This is a genomic window from Streptomyces sp. NPDC048507 (genome assembly GCF_043199995.1).
Taxonomy (GTDB): domain Bacteria; phylum Actinomycetota; class Actinomycetes; order Streptomycetales; family Streptomycetaceae; genus Streptomyces.
The window spans coordinates 161,669-176,796 of sequence record NZ_JBICWZ010000004.1; the positions used below are offsets into that span (position 1 = coordinate 161,669).

The 15,128-nt window shown below is 74.1% G+C and carries 9 protein-coding genes; 5 read left to right on the forward strand and 4 right to left on the reverse strand.

Annotated elements, in window-relative coordinates:
* Positions 1-93 precede the first annotated feature (93 nt).
* Positions 94-1,008 (forward strand): MerR family transcriptional regulator, encoded by a 915-nt coding sequence (locus tag ACGFXC_RS13750; protein WP_393712470.1) that lies wholly within the window; start codon positions 94-96, stop codon positions 1,006-1,008.
* Between the two features lie 104 nt (positions 1,009-1,112).
* Here the strand turns inward: ACGFXC_RS13750 and ACGFXC_RS13755 are convergent, their stop codons facing one another.
* Complete coding sequence (locus ACGFXC_RS13755) at positions 1,113-1,883, reverse strand: aquaporin (protein ID WP_393712472.1); 771 nt, start codon at positions 1,881-1,883, stop codon at positions 1,113-1,115.
* Between the two features lie 163 nt (positions 1,884-2,046).
* On the opposite strand from ACGFXC_RS13755, the gene ACGFXC_RS13760 reads away from it, so the two are divergent.
* The 3 genes from ACGFXC_RS13760 (at position 2,047) to ACGFXC_RS13770 (ending at position 7,647) form a co-directional block, all read left to right on the forward strand.
* Positions 2,047-2,586, forward strand: a complete 540-nt coding sequence (locus ACGFXC_RS13760; RefSeq protein WP_393712473.1) for an RNA 2'-phosphotransferase — start codon at positions 2,047-2,049, stop codon at positions 2,584-2,586.
* 190 nt (positions 2,587-2,776) lie between these two features.
* Positions 2,777-4,627, forward strand: coding sequence for an HSP90 family protein (locus ACGFXC_RS13765; protein ID WP_393712475.1), 1,851 nt, complete (start codon positions 2,777-2,779; stop codon positions 4,625-4,627).
* Positions 4,624-7,647, forward strand: a complete 3,024-nt coding sequence (locus ACGFXC_RS13770) for a tetratricopeptide repeat protein (protein ID WP_393712476.1) — start codon at positions 4,624-4,626, stop codon at positions 7,645-7,647. The genes ACGFXC_RS13765 and ACGFXC_RS13770 overlap by 4 nt, the downstream gene beginning before the upstream one ends.
* 79 nt (positions 7,648-7,726) lie before the next feature.
* Here the strand turns inward: ACGFXC_RS13770 and ACGFXC_RS13775 are convergent, their stop codons facing one another.
* Complete coding sequence (locus ACGFXC_RS13775; protein ID WP_393712478.1) at positions 7,727-8,629, reverse strand: LLM class flavin-dependent oxidoreductase; 903 nt, start codon at positions 8,627-8,629, stop codon at positions 7,727-7,729.
* 188 nt (positions 8,630-8,817) lie between these two features.
* On the opposite strand from ACGFXC_RS13775, the gene ACGFXC_RS13780 reads away from it, so the two are divergent.
* Positions 8,818-9,711 (forward strand): Cof-type HAD-IIB family hydrolase, encoded by an 894-nt coding sequence (locus ACGFXC_RS13780; RefSeq protein WP_393712480.1) that lies wholly within the window; start codon positions 8,818-8,820, stop codon positions 9,709-9,711.
* Between the two features lie 36 nt (positions 9,712-9,747).
* Here ACGFXC_RS13780 and ACGFXC_RS13785 read toward each other — a convergent pair whose 3' ends face one another.
* Together ACGFXC_RS13785 and cydD are read right to left on the reverse strand one after the other, a co-directional pair.
* The gene (locus ACGFXC_RS13785; protein ID WP_393712482.1) at positions 9,748-11,484 is read right to left on the reverse strand and encodes a GAF domain-containing sensor histidine kinase; all 1,737 of its coding nucleotides are present in this window, start codon (positions 11,482-11,484) and stop codon (positions 9,748-9,750) included.
* Positions 11,485-11,508: 24 nt separating this feature from the next.
* A complete protein-coding gene (gene cydD, locus ACGFXC_RS13790; protein WP_393712484.1) occupies positions 11,509-15,078 on the reverse strand; it encodes a thiol reductant ABC exporter subunit CydD in 3,570 nt (1,189 codons plus the stop codon).
* Positions 15,079-15,128 lie beyond the last annotated feature (50 nt).

Below are 15,128 nucleotides of genomic sequence, written 5' to 3' on the forward strand. Positions count from 1 at the left end.
TGCGCAGGGCGGTCGAGTACCTGGCGGCGTCATCTGCCGCCCGGGCCGCGGTGGGCGCCGTAGGCCGAGCCGCCATGTCGTAGGGAGCCGGGATTGTCCGATCAGGCGGTAGCCGAGTACCGGATCGAGGATCTGGCCCATCACAGCGGGGCGACGGTGCGCACGATCCGGGCGTACCAGGACCGCGGTCTGCTGCCGAAGCCGGAGCGCCGCGGCCGGTCCAACGTCTACCGGGACACGCATCTGGCGCGGCTGCGGCAGATCGCCGACCTGCTGGACCGCGGCTACACCCTGGCCTCCATCAAGGAGTTGCTGGAGGCCTGGGACGCGGGGCGCGGGCTGGGCGGCGTACTGGGTCTGGTGGCCGAGGTGCACGGGCCGTGGACGGATGAGGAGGCGGCCCGGATCAGCCGGTCCGACCTCAACGAGCGCTTCGGCGGCCGGCCCGACGACGACGCCGTCGACGAGGCGTGCGAGCTGGGGGTGCTGGAGCGGATCGCGGGGCGGGCGGACGAGTTCCTGGTCCCCTCCCCGCAGGAGCTGGCGGTCGCGGCCGAGCTGTATGCCGCCGGGGTGCCGCTCCCGGCGATCACCGGGCACCTGCGCGAACTGCGCGGGCAGGTGGAGCACATCGCCTCCCGGTTCCTGGAGTTCACCACGGAGCACGTGTTCGCCCGCTACCTGGGGCAGGTGCCGCCGACCGACGCGGACGCGGCGGAGGCGGCGACGATGGTGCGCAGACTGCGGCCGCTGGCCCAGCAGACGGTGGACGCCGAGCTGGCGCGGGCGATGCGGCTGTTCGCGACGCGGCACCTCCAGCGCCATCTGGGGGCCGCGGGCGGGGCCGCGCCCTCGGGGCCCGCGCCGGTCGCGCTGCCCGCGGAGACGGTGCGGGCGGTGCAGGAACTGGTGGGGGCGGAGCACGTGGCGGAATTCGTACGGGCCGCGACGGAGCGGGAGCTCCAGGCCCGGACCATGAACGATCTGGTCAGCAGGGGCGGCCGATAGTGCTCGATCAGTAGTCCACAGGGCGAATCACACGCTTGCCGCTGAAATCCACCGAAACGGCTGTGGACAACTCGGCCTCGCCTGTGGGGAACGGGGATCAAACCTCAGACGAGGGCCTCGAAAGAGGGGCCGGTGCGGGGAATATCGGCCACGGGGACCTCGACCACCGTCGGCTCCGCCCCGGCCACCGGGACCTGGGCGTCGCCGCCGGAACCGGCTCCGCCCCCGCGTCCGTAGAGGAGCGTGGCCAGGGCCAGTCCGAGGACGCCGCCGACCAGCTGGGCCGCGACGAAGCCGGGCAGGGACTGCGGGGCTATCCCGGTGAAGGAGTCACTGAAGGCGCGCCCGACCGTGCCCGCGGGGTTGGCGAACGAGCCGGAGGAGGTGAACCAGATGGCGGCGGCGATGTACGCGGCGACGGCGGCCGGGATCAGCCGGGACCGGCCGATGCGGCCGAGCCCCTGGATGACCAGGACCAGCCCGGCCGTCGCGACGATCTCCCCGATCAGCAGGTGCCCGCCGTCGCGCACCTGGGTGGAGAAGGTGCCCGGGGTGCGGCCGAACATCGTCTCCGCGAGGACGGCTCCGCCGATGGCGCCGGCCGTCTGCGCGCCGGCGTAGGCGAGGGCCTCACGGACGTCGAGCCCTTCGCCGCCGGAGCGCCGGGCCCACCAGGCCGTCAGGGTGACGACCGGGTTGAGGTGGGCTCCGGACAGCGGTCCGAACAAGGTGATGATCAGACCGAGGCCGATGGCGGAGGCGAGCGAGTTGGCCACGAGGGCCACACCCGTGTCGGCACTGAGTGTCGCGGCCTGGATGCCGGAGCCGATCACCACCACGAGCAGGCTCGCGGTGCCGATGAGTTCGGCAGTCACACGACGCAGCAGTGAAGCCTTCTTTGTCACGGTTTCCCCCTCTGGGCAGCAGTTCAGCGGAAAATGTATTCCGTATCTTGGAAACGCGATAGAGGGAGTCCGCAGCCGCCGGAGCGGCGAAAAATCGCTGCTCGCACCCCGCCCGACGCGGCAAGCTGGGGCCATGGACGACAGACGCACCGTGAAGGTTTCCACATACGTCTCGAAACACCTGCGGCATCAGCCGGAACGCATCGGGCTGGTGCTCGACCCCCGGGGATGGGTGGAGATCGACGACCTCCTGCGCGCCGCGGCCGCCCACGGATTCCCCTTCGACCGGGCCGAGCTCGACCACGTGGTCGCCGCCAACGACAAACAGCGCTTCGCCGTCGAGGGCACCCGCATCAGGGCCAGCCAGGGGCACACCGTGGCGGTGGACCTGGACCTGCCGGAGGCCGAACCGCCCGCGTACCTCTACCACGGCACCGTCCCCGCAGCCCTGGCCGCCATCCGTGCCGAAGGCCTGCGCCCGATGGCCCGCCACCACGTGCACCTGTCGCCCGACCGCGAAACGGCGACGCGGGTCGGGGCGCGCCGGGGCCGGCCGGTGGTCCTGGCGGTGGACGCGGGCGCGATGCGCGCTGCCGGGCACGTGTTCCGGATCAGCGCCAACGGGGTGTGGCTCGCCGACTCCGTACCGCCGCGGTTCCTGCGGTTCCCCTAACGCTCGACGTCACGGTCCCGGCGGATCCCGGCGAGGGCGGACGGGAGCCCGAGGACAGGCCCCGGCCCGCCGCGCGGAATTCACGGGAGGACTGTCCGATCATCCCCCTACTCTGTTCTCGTTCCGGGATCAGTGAGGGGGGAACCTCGCGATCACCGACCTCCCATGTGATCACGCGAGGTGACACCCCATGACGTCCGCATCCCCGGCCGAAGCCGAGGTCAACAACTTCCAGGTCGACCTGCGCGGCCTCGTCGACCTGCTCTCCCACCACCTCTACTCCAGCCCGCGCGTCTACGTCCGCGAGCTGCTGCAGAACGCCGTCGACGCGGTCACCGCCCGCCACGCCCACGAGCCCGGCGCACAGGTCCGCATCCGCCTGTCCGCGTCCGCCGGCCGCGTCACCATCGAGGACTCCGGCATCGGCCTGACCGCCGCCGAGGCCCACTCCCTCCTCGCCACCATCGGCCGCAGCTCCAAGCGCGGCGGACAGCACGGCCTGGAGACCACCCGTCAGGAGTTCCTCGGCCAGTTCGGCATCGGCCTGCTCGCCTGCTTCGTCGTCGCCCGGCAGATCCGGGTCGTCACCCGCTCCGCCCGCGACCCGCTGGCCGCGCCCGTGGAATGGCTCGCCACCGACGACGGCTCCTACACCGTGCGCGAACTGCCGCACGAGGCCCGCACCGAGCCCGGCACCACCGTCCACCTGGAGGCCCGCGCGGGCGCCGAGGAGTGGACCCAGCCCGCCCGGGTCGAACGGCTCGCCCGTGACTACGGCTCCCTCCTGCCCTACGAGATCACCTTCGACGACGGCCTCGGCGGCGAGCCGCGCCCCGTCACCGACCGGCCCGCCGTGTGGGACCGGTCCTTCCCCACCCCGGCCGCCCGCCGCGTCGCGCTCGCCGGGCACTGCACGGCCCTGTTCGGCTTCACCCCGCTCGACAGCATCGACCTCGACCTGCCGGTCGCGGGGGTGCGCGGAGTCGCGTACGTCCTGCCCGAACCGACCAGCCCCGCCCACCGGTCCGGACACCGCGTCCACCTCAAGGGCATGCTGCTCACCGACCAGGCCGACAACCTGCTCCCCGACTGGGCCTTCTTCGTCCGCGCCGTCCTCGACACCGACACCCTGCGGCCCACGGCCTCCCGCGAGAACCTCTACGACGACGAGACCCTGGCCGCCGTCCGCGAGGCCCTCGGCGCCCGCGTCCGCGGCTGGCTGGCCGAGCTCGCGGCGAGCGAACCCGACCGGCTGGCGGCCTTCCTGAGCGTGCACCACCTCGGTGTGAAGTCCCTCGCCCGGCACGACGCCGAGCTGCTCGCCCTGATGCTTCCCTGGCTGCCGTTCGAGACCTCCGACGGCTCCATGAGCCTGGAGGAGTTCGCGGCGGCCCACACCGAGATCCACTTCACGCGCACCGTGGAGGAGTTCCGCCAGATCGCCCCGATCGCGGCGGCCCACGGCCTCGGCGTCATCAACGCCGGATACACCTACGACGCCGACCTGCTGGCCCTGCTGCCCTCCGTACGCCCGGACCTCAAGGTCGCCGAACTCGACGCCGGAGCCGTCACCGAGCGCCTCGACACCGTACCCACCGACGTCGAACTGGCCCTCGCCTCCTTCCTGTCCACGGCCCGCATCCGCCTGGAGCCCCAGAGCTGCGACGTCGTGCTGCGCGCCTTCCAGCCCGTGGCCGTTCCCGCCCTCTACCTCGACGACCGCCAGGCCCGCCAGGAACGCGACCGGACCGCCGCGCTGGAGAGCGCCGACTCCCTGTGGAGCGGCATCCTCGGCTCGCTGCGCGGCTCCGGACCGCGCGCCCGCCTGGTCCTCAACCACAACAACCCGCTGATCCGGCGGATCGCCGCACTGCCCGACCCCACGCTGACCGGCACGGCCGTCGAATCGCTCTACGGACAGGCCCTGCTGATGTCCCAACGGCCGCTGCGACCGGCGGACTCCACCCTGCTCAACCGGGCCTTCCTCGGGCTCCTGGAATGGGCGACCCACTCCACCCCGGCCCAGGAGGACGGCAAGTGACCACCCTGACCAGCGAAGAGATCCGCCACGCGCTCCACCAGAACCGCGGCCTGCCCTACGGCGCCGCCCGCAACGCACAGGCCGAGACCCTCACGGCGGCCGCCGAAGCCGGCGGCGACCGCGCCCTGTTCCGCCAGGCCCTGGTCGGGCAGATCGACGCCTACGAGTACAGCGCCGAACGCACCCGCATGGTCGTCCCGTTCGCCCGCCTGCTCCAGGAGTACGACCGCGATCCGGGAGCCTTCGACGCGTCCGAGACCCACTCCCTGTTCTGGCGCTTCAAGTGGGTCGCCGGCCGGATCGTCGAATCCCCCGAGATCCCCGTCGAAACCGTCACCCACTGGCTCGACGACATGGAACGCCGCTACCGGATCGCCGGGTACAGCGAACGCGCCGTGCGCCAGTCCGAGTACTACCTGGCCCACGCCACCGGCGACCGCGAGCGGGCCGAACGCGCCGTCGAACGCTGGCGGGCCGCCGACCGCGACTCCATGAGCGACTGCCACGCCTGCGAGACCCACACCCAGGGCTGGTTCTGGGCCGACCGGGGCGAGGACGCCAGGGCGATCGAGATCTGGGAACCCGTCCTGAGCGGCCGCCAGACCTGCATGGAGGAACCCCACCGGGTCCTCGCCCGCGCCCTGCTCCCCCTCGTCCGCCTCGGCCGCACCGCCGAGGCGCGCTCCCACCACCTGCGCGGATACCGCCTGGCCCGGGGCAAGGAGAGCCTGCTGCGCTCCATCGGCGAGCACATCGAGTTCTGCGCCCTGACCGGCAACGAGGCCCGCGGCCTGGAGATCCTCTCCGAGCACGCGGCGCTCCTCGGCTCGCTCTCGGACGCCGACACGCAGCGGGAGCTCTTCGGCGGCGTCCTCGTCCTGCTGGGCCGGCTCAAGCGGCTCGGCCACGGCGCGGACCCGTGCGTCCCCTACGAAGGCTCGGCGCGCACCGTCGACGAGCTCTACGGGATCCTCCTCGGGCAGGCCCTCGCCGTCGCGGCGCGCTTCGACGCCCGCAACGGCACCACCCGGGTCACGGACGAGCTGCGCGAGCGGATCGCACGGGAGCCGCTGGCCGGCTCGCTCCCGCTGGGCGTGCGCAGCACCGCGCTGCCCCCGCCGTCGGGCACCGCGGTGCCCGCGGCGGCTCCGGCCCGCCCGGCCGCCCCCGCCGCCGGCCTTCCCGAACTGGTGGAACGGGCCCGCGCAGCACGCGACACGGGCCACCCGGGGGCGGATGCCCTGTGGGCCGAGGTCTCCGTACGGATCTCCGCGCCGGCGCCGTCGCAGACGGACCCGCTCCTCGCCGCCGACCTCGCCGACCAGCAGGCCCTGACCGCCGCGCGGGCCGGCGCGAAGGACGCCGCGCTGCTGCTGGCCGGCGTCCGCGACGAATACCGGGCGCTGGGCCGGGCGGAGCGCGCGGCGCTCGCGGAACTGCGGCTGGCGACCGCGGCCGCCCAGTCGGGCGAGGAGCCGGGACGGATCCGGGAACTGCTGGCGGCCGGACTGCGGGCCGCCGAGTCCCTGGACGCGGCCGAACCGCTGCGCCCGCGCCGGATCGCCCTCGCGGAACTGTCCGCGATCCGCGTGGAGTCCTACCTCCGCTCGGTCGAGGCCGCGCCCGCACGCGAGCGCGGCGAGGCCGGGCACGCCCACGGGGAGCACGGCCACGGGGACCACGATCACGCGGAGGAGCACGGCCACGAGCTGCTGGTGGCCGAGCTCACCGCGTTCGTCGCCTCCTACGGTCCGACCCTGCCCGACCTCGCCGCCGAGGCGGAGGAGATGCTGGGCCGGCTGGCGCTCTCCCGTGGCGACACCGACGGGGCCCTGGTGCTGCTGGCCTCCGCCGCGGACCGGGCGGTCACGGCGGCCCGGCCCTGGCAGGCGGTGGACCCGCTCGTCCTGCGGGCCGGGGTGCTGATGTCCCTCAAGCGGCCCGAGGAGGCCGAGCAGGCGGCCCGGTCCGCCCTGGAACACGCCGCCGAGGTGACCGACGCCGAACAGCAGGCCGTCGTACGGATCACCCTGGCGGACGTCCTGCTGCGCCGGGACGCGGCGGGCGAGGCCGCCGAGCACGCCCTGACGGCGGCCCACTGGTTCGACCAGGCCGGCCTGACCGCGGACGGCGGGGCCCAGGCCCGGCTGCTGCTGGCCCGGGCCCACGCGCGGGAGGGCCGGGCCGCCGACGCGGCGGAGGTGCTCCAGTCCACGCTGCCCGAGCTGCTGGAGCACGGTGAGGGGCAGGCCGTCTCCGCCCGGGACTTCCTGGGCAACCTGCTGCGGGACCTGCGCGAGTCGCGGGCCGCGGCGGAGCAGTTCCTGCTGGCGGCGGAACTGGTCAAGGACTGGGAGGACCCGCGGCCACAGGCCTCCTTCGCCCAGGCCGCCGCCGACTGCCTGAGCGACGCCGGGCTGGCCGCGGAAGCCGTCGCCGCGTACGAGCGCGCCCTGGAGCTGCGCCGGCTGACGGGGGAGTCCGTGATCTCCGAGGTACGGATCCTGCGTTCGCTGGCCTGGCTGGGGCTGCGCGAGGAGGCCACCGACGCCACCGTCGCCGCCGCCCGGGCCCGGATGGACGAGGCGGCCCGCGTGCTGGAGACGGCCCTCGCCGACGAGCCCCTGGATCCGGAGCTGCGCGCCGAGCTGGCGCAGACCTGGCACCAGCTGGCACAGGTGCTGGACCGGCGGGTCGATGCCGAGCAACCCGACGACGGGAGCGGCCCCGCCCCGGAGAGCACGCTGGGCGCGGCCGGGATCGAGGCGCTGCGGACGGAGGAGGTGCTGCTCTGGGAGCGGGCGGCCGCGCTCTACGCCGGGCTCGGGACGGAATACCTCCAGGACCGCTTCCAGTGCCTGAACAACGCCGCCTGGACCGAGCAGGAACTGGGCCGCCCTGCAGCGGGCGCCGCCCGGATCTCCGCGCTGATCGAGGAGGTCGAGGCGCTGCCCGAGGGCACGGGCCCCGAGTGGCTGCTGCCGCAGGCGCGGCGCGTCGTCACGGGCCTGACCAGCTGAGGATCCGGCCGGCTCCCGGGCGCGGTTCCGAGGAAACCCGTTCCTCGCAACCGCGCCCGGGCAGGCCGGGTCCGGTTCCTCAGTCGCCGAGCTGGGCGAGCGCCTCGGTGGCGATCCGCTCGAAGACGTCCTCGTCCGCGGCGAAGTCGGAGTCCGGGACCGGTGCGTGGACGACGATCTCGGTGAAGCCCAGTTCCCGGTGGCGCCCCGCGAAGTCGACGAACGCGTCCACGGACTCCAGCAGGGTGCTGCGCTCGGGGGTGAAGCCGGTCAGCAGGACCTTCTCGATGGAACCGGACTCGCGTCCGATCTCCGCCAGGGCCTTGTCCAGCTTCCCGATCTGGCCGCGCAGGGCCTCCAGCGACTGCTCGGGCGTGCCTTCGAAGACCTTCGGGTCACCGGCGGTCACCCAGGCCTGGCCGTGGCTCGCGGCGAGCTTGACACCGCGCGGGCCGGTTGCGGCCACGGCGAAGGGCAGCCGTGGCCGCTGGACGCAGCCGGGAATGTTGCGGGCCTCCTCGGCCGAGTAGTAGGTGCCGTGGTGGGTGAGGGCGTCCTCGGTGAGCAGCCGGTCCAGCAGCGGTACGAACTCCGCGAAGCGGTCGGCGCGCTCGCGCGGGGTCCACTGCTCCTGGCCCAGTGCCACGGCGTCGAAGCCGTTGCCGCCCGCGCCGATGCCGAGAGTGATGCGCCCGCCGGACACGTCGTCCAGCGTCATGAGGTCCTTGGCCAGCGTGACCGGGTGGCGGAAGTTCGGCGAGGTGACCAGCGTGCCGAGCCGGAGCCGGTCGGTGACGGCGGCAGCGGCGGTCAGGGTGGGCACCGCCGCGTACCAGGGGCCGTCACGGAAGGTTCGCCACGTGAGGTGGTCGTAGGTGTAGGCGGTGTGGAACCCGAGCCGCTCGGCCCGCTCCCACTGGGCTCGGCCGCCCTCGTGCCAGGGGCGGACCGGGAGGATCACTGTGCTCAGACGCAGACTCATGCGTTCGAGCCTACGACCGCATCCGCGCCCACCGCACATTGCGCACCAGGGGCCCCACCGTGGGCCGAACGCCCGTGTTTCACGTGAAACACGCCACCGTTTCACGTGAAACATCGCGCCAGAGCTGGACGGGGGTCGGTGTTTCACGTGAAACATCTCGGCCCGAGCTGGTCGGGGTGCGGGAGCCCATGGGCGAAGATGGAACGGTGACCTCGGCTCCCCAGCGCCCGGACGGGCCCACCCCCGCACCCCGGCTCATCGCCACCGATCTCGACGGCACCCTGCTGCGCGACGACAAATCCGTCTCGCTCCGCACGGTTGCCGCGCTCGCCGCCGCCGAGGAGGCCGGGATCGAGGTCTTCTTCGTCACCGGCCGGCCGGCCCGCTGGATGGACGCGGTCAGCGATCACGTCCACGGCCACGGCCTGGCGATCTGCGCGAACGGCGCCGCCGTCGTCGATCTGCACGCGGGCCGGGAATTCGTGGAGGTCCGCGCGCTGCCCCGGGCCACCGCCCTCACGGTGGTGGAGACCCTGCGCAACGCCGCCCCCGGCACTTCCTTCGCGGTCGAGCGCACCACCGGCATCAACTACGAGCCGGCCTACCCGCCCTTCTTCCAGGACCCCGGCGCCACCGTCGCCACCGCCGAGAAGCTGCTGCACGAGGAGCCCGAGGAGACGGCGCCCGTACTGAAGCTGCTCGCCCACCACTCCGAACTGGCCCCGGACGAGTTCCTCGCCCTGGCCCGCTCGGCAGCCGGGGCCTATGCCTCGATCACCCGCTCCAGCCCGACCGCCCTGCTGGAGATCAGCGGGCTCGGCGTGTCCAAGGCGAGCACCCTGGAGCGCTGCTGCGCCGAGCGCGGCATCACGCCCGCCGAGGTCGTCGCCTTCGGAGACATGCCGAACGACATCGAGATGCTCCGCTGGGCCGGGACCTCGTACGCCATGGGCAACGCCCACCCCGATGTGATCGCGGCGGCGTCGGGCCGTACGGTCGCCAACAACGAGGACGGGGTGGCCGTGGTCATCGAGCGCATCCTCGCCGACCGCGCGGCGGCCACCGGCCACGAAGCGCTCTAGCCGGGCCGGGGCCGGGGCACCCCGGGCCCGGTGCTCCTAGAGCGGGGCCTCCCACACCAGGGTGGTTCCGCCGCCGTCCTCGCCGAGGCCGGGTCCGTAGTGGCTCGTTCCGCCCAGCGACTCCGCCCTGCGGCGCAGGTTCCGCAGTCCGCTGCGCCGGCCGCCCTCCGGAATGCCCACGCCGTCGTCGGCGACCTCCAGCCGGACGCCGGGCCGGCCGTCGGCCAGGGCGATGGTGGAGTCCAGCACCACCTCGATGCGGGACGCCTCCGCGTGCCGGAAAGCGTTCGACAGGGCCTCGCGCAGGGCGGCGATCAGGTTCTTGCCCACCAGTTCGCCGACGACGGCGTCGATCGGGCCCAGGAAGCGGTGCGCGGGCTTGAAGCCCAGCGGCACGGCCGCCATGTTGATCTCCCGCAGCACCCGGGTGCGCAGCCCCGAGGGCGCCTCGGCAGGCCCCTGCTGGAGCGCGAAGATCGCGGTGCGGATCTCCTGGATGGTCACGTCCAGTTCGTCGACGGCCTTGCCGACGCCGTCGCGGACCTCGGGGACGATCGAGCGGCGCTGGGCGCCCTCCAGCATCATTCCGGTGGCGAACAGCCGCTGGATCACCAGGTCGTGCAGATCGCGGGCGATCCGGTCCCGGTCCTCGAACACCGCGAGCCGCTCCCGGTCGCGTTGCGCCTCGGCCATCATCAGCGCGAGGGCCGCCTGGGAGGCGAACTGCGTGGCCAGGGTCCGCTCGGCCTCGCTGAACGGCCGCTTGCCCCGGGCCCGCGGGGTGACCAGGGCGCCCAGCACCCGGCCGCCGCTGTGCAGCGGCAGCATCATGCAGGGACCGTACTGGCTGGTCAGCCGACTGATCATGCGCGGATCGCTGGCGGCGTCCTCCACGAACACCGGCTCGCCCCGGAGCAGCTTGTCCACGACGGGACTCTCGGCGGGGACCACCACGCCGAGCGAGGTGGCCGGGTTCTCGGCGGAGACGGCGACGATCTCCATCCCGCCCTCCTCGGCGGGCAGCATCACGATCCCGGCGGCCGAGTCGGCCAGCCGCCGGGCCTGTTCGGCCACCACCGCGAGGGCATCGTCCGCGTCCCCGCCGGAGAGCAGGGCGGTGGTGACGGCCACCGATCCGTCGATCCACCGCTCGCGCTGGGTGGCGGCCTCGTAGAGCCGGGCGTTGCCGATGGCGATGCCCGCCTCGGTGGCCAGGACCCGGACCATGTGGACGTCGTAGTCGTTGAACTCGCCGCCGCCGTTCTTCTCGGCGAGGTAGAGGTTTCCGAAGATCTCCCCCTGCACCCGGATCGGCACGCCGAGGAAGGTCTTCATGGGCGGGTGGTGCGCGGGGAACCCGGACGCCCTCGGATCCTTCGTCAGATCGGCGAGGTGAACCGTGTCGGGATGGGAGATCAGCGCGCCGAGCAGGCCCCGCTTGCCGTCCGGGCGGTGCCCGATCTTGCGGGCCAGCTCGGCGCTGACGCCGAAGGTGACGAAGTCCGAAAGTCCCCGTCCCTCGGTGTCGACGACGCCGATCGCCGCGTAGCGGGCGTCCGCCAGCTCGGCGGCGGTCTCGCAGATGCGGTCGAGCGTGGAGTGCAGTTCGAGCCCGGTACCGACCGAGCGCATGGCCTCCAGCAGCTGCGGCACCCGAGCGGTCAGCTCGGTGGACAGCCCCTGGAGGCTCCGGGTGGCACGGGTCGCGGCCTCCAGCGGGTCCGGTGTTTCCCGTGTGGGATCCGGCGATTCCTGAGACTCCTGCACTGACATGCTGTTGAGCCTAGTTAGTCCCCTTTAGGAGGGAAAGTCAGCATGGTGGAACTCGGCCAGGGTTCCGTCCGCCTCCCGCTCCCGGTCCAGGAGCCCGCGCAGCGGTCCCTCGACCGCCGCCAGCTCCGCATAGGGACCCCGCTGGACGACCGCACCGCGGTCCAGCACGAGCACCTCGTCCACCGCCTCGAGCCCGGCGAGCCGGTGCGTGATCAGTACGGTGGTCCGCCCTTCGGTGGCCGCCAGCAGGTCCGCCGTCAGCGCGTCCGCGGTGGCCAGGTCCAGGTGCTCGGCCGGCTCGTCCAGCACCAGCACCGGGAAGTCCGCGAGCAGCGCCCGCGCCAGGGCCAGCCGCTGGCGCTGACCGCCCGAGATCCGCTCCCCGTGCTCGCCGACGAGGGTGTCCAGCCCGTCCGGCAGTGCGTCCGCCCACTCCAGCAGCCGGGCCGCGGCGAGCGCCCCGCGCAGCTCCTCCTCGCCCGCCCCGGTCCGGGCCAGGCGCAGGTTCTCCCGCACCGAGCTGTCGAAGAGGTGCGCGTCCTGGGCGCACAGACCCACGACACGGCGTACGTCGTCGCCGTCGAGCGTCCGCGCGTCGGTCCCGCCCAGGGCGTAGTCGCCCTCGGACGGATCCAGGAACCGCAGCAGGACCTGGGCGAGGGTGGTCTTTCCCGAGCCCGAGGGCCCGACGACCGCGATGCGCCGGCCGGCTTCCAGCGTCAGGTCCAGCCCCCGCAGCGCGTCGCGCTCCTGGCCCGGGTGACGGGCGGCGAGCCCGGTGAGCCGCAGCGGGAAGGGGGAGGCCGGCGGCGTGCCCGGCTCGGCCGGCTCGGTGACCGGCACGGGAGCGTCGATCACCTCGTGGACCCGCTCGGCGCTACGCCGGACCCGCTGGCGGTACTGGACGGCCAGCGGCAGCCCGCTGACCGCCTCGAAGGCCGCGAGCGGAGTCAGTACGACCACCGCCATGGCCACCCCGGACAGCCGTCCGGAGGCGACGGCGTCGGCCCCCGCCAGCGCCGCGCACACCACGGTGAGCCCGCACACCAGCGCCGACAGGCCGCCGCCGAGCCCGGTGGCGGCGGCCCCGCGCGAGGCGATCCGGGTCAGCACCCCGTCGCTCTCCCGGGCCCGCGCCTTCCGGTCGGCGAGGGCCCCGGCCACGGTCAGTTCGGCGGTACCGGTCAGCAGATCGGCCACCCGGGTGGCGAGCTCGCCCCGGGCGGGCGCCAGCCGCCGCTCGGCGGACCGCGCGCAGGCCCCGCTGACCAGCGGCACCCCCACTCCGGCCAGCAGCAGCCCAACCGCGAGGGCGGCGCCCGCCTCGGGCAGCAGCCAGGCGGTGAAGGCCACGGACCCGGCGCCGACGAGCACCGCGGTACCCACCGGCAGCAGCCAGCGCAGCCAGTAGTCCTGCAAGGCGTCGGCGTCGGCCACCAGCCGGGACAGCAGGTCCCCGCGGCGCTGCTCGCGCAGCCCGGCCGGCGCGATCCGCTCCAGCCGCCGGTACACCGAGACCCTGAGGTCGGCGAGCATCCGCAGGACCGCGTCGTGCGACACGATCCGCTCGGCGTACCGGAAGACGGCCCGCCCGATGCCGAAGGCCCGCGTGGCCGTTACGGCCACCATCAGGTAGAGGACCGGAGGCTGCTGCGAAGCCCTGGAGATCAGCCATCCCGACACCGCCATCAGCCCGACGCTGCACCCCACGGCCAGCGCGCCCAGCAGCAGCCCCAGCCGGAAACGGCCGCGCCACGCGGACGCCACCGCCCGCACCCGCCGCAGGGGGTCACCGCCACCCGTGTCGGCGCCACCGCTGACCGGCTCCCGCTCGGGCGCCGCTCCGAGGACCCACTCCCCGGGGTCGGCCACCGCCGCCGCCCGCTGCGGACCTCCCTCGGGCGCCGGGCCGGGGGCCACGGCCAGGGCAGCGCCTTCGCCCACCCGGACCACCCGGTCGGCCACGGCCAGCAGCGCCGGCCGGTGCACCACCAGCAGTACGGTCCGGCCCACCGCGAGGCGGCGTACGGCCTCCACCACGGCGGCCTCGGTCTCCCCGTCCAGGGCCGCCGTCGGCTCGTCCAGCAGGAGCACCGGCCGGTCCGCGAGGAACGCCCGGGCCAGGGCGAGGCGCTGGCGCTGGCCGGCCGACAGGCCCACCCCGCCCTCACCGAGCCGGGTCCGCGCTCCGTTCGGCAGGGCGGACACGAACTCCCACGCCCCGGCGTCGCGCAGGGCCGCTTCCACGGCCTCCTCCGGCGCTCCGGGACGGGCCAGCCGGACGTTCTCCGCGATGGTCCCCGCGAACAGGTGCGGACGCTGCGGTACCCAGGCCACCCGCTCGCGCCACTGCTGCGGCGACAGGCCGGCCAGGTCTGCGTCCCCGACCAGCACCCGCCCGGAGGTGGGCGTCACGAAACCCAGCAGGACGCCCAGCAGCGTGGACTTGCCCGCCCCGCTGGGGCCGGTGAGGGCCACGCACTCGCCCGGTCCGACGCTGAAGGACACCGGCCCGGGCGAGCTCGTGCTCCGCCCCTCGTACCGGACCTCGACCGCCTCGAAGGCGATCCGCTGGTCGCCGGCCGGCACGGACGCACCGGTGCCGGACGCCCCTGCGCCGGTCGCGGGCGCCGGGGTCTCCAGGACCTCGAAGATCTCCTCGGCGGCCGCCAGCCCTTCGGCGGCCGCGTGGTACTGCGCTCCGACCTGGCGCAGCGGCAGGTACGCCTCCGGCGCCAGGACCAGGATGACCAGGCCGGTGTACAGGTCGAGTTCCCCGTGCACGAGCCGCATGCCGATGGTCACCGCGACGAGGGCGACCGAGAGGGTGGCGAGCAGCTCCAGTGCGAACGAGGAGAGGAAGGCGATGCGCAGCGTGCGCATCGTGGCCTGGCGGTAATCGTCGGTGATCTTCCGGATGGACTCGGCCTGGGCCTTGGCCCGGCCGAACACCTTGAGCGTCGGCAGCCCTTCCACCACGTCCAGGAAGTGCCCCGAGAGCCGCGACAGCAGGCGCCACTGGCGGTCCATCCGGCTCTGGGTGGCCATGCCGATGAGGATCATGAACAGCGGGATCAGCGGGAGCGTGACCACGATGATGGCCGCCGACACCCAGTCCTCGGTGACGATCCGGGCCAGGACCGCCACCGGTACCACCACGGCGAGCCCCAGCTGGGGCAGGTAGCGGGAGAAGTAGTCGTCGAGGGCGTCGACGCCCCGGGTCGCCAGGGCCACCAGCGAGCCGGTGCTCCGGCCGCTCAGCCAGCCCGGCCCCAGGTCGGCCGCCCGTTCCAGCAGCCGGCCCCGCAGCTCCGACTTGACCGCCGCGCTGGCCCGGTGCGCGGCCAGTTCCGTCAGCCAGGCCACCAGGGCCCGGCCCAGGGCCACCGCCGCGAGCAACAGCAGGGGGGTCCGCAGGGCCCCGCCGTCGAGCCCCTCCTCGAAGGCGCCGACCACGATCTCGGCGATGAGCATCGCCTGACCGACCACCAGACCCGCTCCGGCGAGCCCCAGGGCCACCACCGCCGCGAGGAAGAGGCGAGTGGAACGGGCGTACCGCAGCAGGCGCGGGTCGATCGGTTTCACGTGAAACATCCCCTCGGCAGGGTCGGGCAGGAGGTCCGGTCCGCGCGGCGGCCGTCCGG